This is a genomic window from Metabacillus niabensis (assembly GCF_902829255.1).
In the GTDB taxonomy this organism is placed as follows: Bacteria; Bacillota; Bacilli; order Bacillales; family Bacillaceae; genus Metabacillus; species Metabacillus niabensis.
In genome coordinates this window covers 1-1,388 of the sequence record NZ_CADEPK010000357.1, presented here as the reverse complement: position 1 = coordinate 1,388, position 1,388 = coordinate 1, and the positions used below count along the sequence as shown (strand labels likewise).

Sequence of the window (1,388 nt, the reverse complement as noted above, 5' to 3'; positions counted from 1 at the left end):
AAGCCATTCTTCTTTTGTCTATTAATTTTCTCCTTTTTTTTGGGAGATTAACTTATAGATTTTCCGTTCTCGTAAACTTTTTTCCTCTTCATCAGCAAGGTCGTATTTTTTAAGTAGATGAAATAATTCATTTAATTGTTGCTGAGTGGGGTTATTTTCAAGAAATTGCGAACAACCGCTATAATATTTTTCTAAATGCTCGGCTTGTTGTTCTAATTTTTTCTTTACGTCCTCTAAAGAGTGATTAAGATTACACGAGGTCATGACTATTATCCTCCAATATGAGACATTTCAATTTTTTTTCTTTCAGTCTTATTTTTACTTCTATCGATTGAATACTTATCTTTTCGTTTGTTCCAAATCTCTGTTATCGCATCAGCTAGCTCTTGATCTGAATGTGTTGATCGAATTATTTCACGTAAATCATGTCCTTTAGAGGCAAATAAACAAGTATACAATGTGCCGTTCGCTGATAGACGAGCACGATTACATGAAGAGCAAAAAGCATCTGATACAGAAGAGATCACGCCAATTTCTTCGTCTGTTCCAATGTAGCGATAACGTGTTGCAACTTCGCCTGGATAATTAGGCTCTATCGGCTCTATTGGCATGACATGATGAATCGTCTCAATAATTTCTTTTTTTGAGAAGACATCCTTTAGATTCCATTGATTTGAATTTCCCACATCCATAAACTCGATAAATCGTAAAATATGTCCTTTTTCTCGAAAATATTTTGCCATTGGAATAATTTCATGCTCATTCATGCCACGTTTAACGACCATATTAATCTTTATTTTAAGACCGACCGCAGCTGCTGCATCGATCCCGTCTAATACAGCACTTACAGGAACGCCGCGTCCGTTTATGCTCCCAAACAAATGATCATCTAGAGAATCGAGACTAATTGATACACGTTTTAATCCTGCTTCCTTTAGTTCTTTAGCGTATTTAGGTAATAGAACCCCATTTGTTGTCATCGCAATATCATCTATACCGTTAATTTTGCTTATACGTGAAATAAGGGTGGCTACATCCTTTCTCATTAACGGTTCTCCACCAGTAATCCTAATTTTTTGCACACCTAATGATTGAATAAATATGGTTGATAATCGTTCAATTTCCTCATAGGAGAGCAGTTCATTCCGTTTTAAAAACGGGTAATCTGGACCGAAGATTTCCGCAGGCATACAATACGTACAACGAAAATTACATTTATCAGTAACTGAAATTCGTAAGTCACGAAGGGGGCGGTTAAAATAATCATAGACGGTTTCATTTTCGTTCAATATAAATCCCTCCCTCAGGTAATGTACCAATAATCCAAGCGAATGACTGTGAAAATTCTCACAGAATAACGTTTATCTATTTCGTGTTAGGTTTTATCA

Annotated in this window: 2 protein-coding genes; both read right to left on the bottom strand. The window is 35.6% G+C overall.

Annotated features, from left to right (window positions below; all coding sequences use genetic code 11):
- Window positions 1–21: 21 nt before the first annotated feature.
- Window positions 22–264: a regulator of G-protein signaling domain-containing protein gene (locus HU235_RS20690; RefSeq protein WP_095300959.1), complete on the bottom strand. Its 243-nt coding sequence runs from the start codon at window positions 262–264 to the stop codon at window positions 22–24.
- Between the two features lie 5 nt (window positions 265–269).
- Window positions 270–1,292 carry a GTP 3',8-cyclase MoaA gene (gene moaA / locus HU235_RS20685; protein ID WP_174881450.1) on the bottom strand — a complete coding sequence of 341 codons (1,023 nt, stop codon included), beginning with the start codon at window positions 1,290–1,292 and terminating at the stop codon, window positions 270–272.
- Window positions 1,293–1,388 lie beyond the last annotated feature (96 nt).

Coding starts and splice junctions, on each gene's coding strand:
- HU235_RS20690 (WP_095300959.1), bottom strand. CDS start 264: ATGACCTCGTGTAATCTTAATCACTCTTTAGAGGACGTAAAGAAAAAA.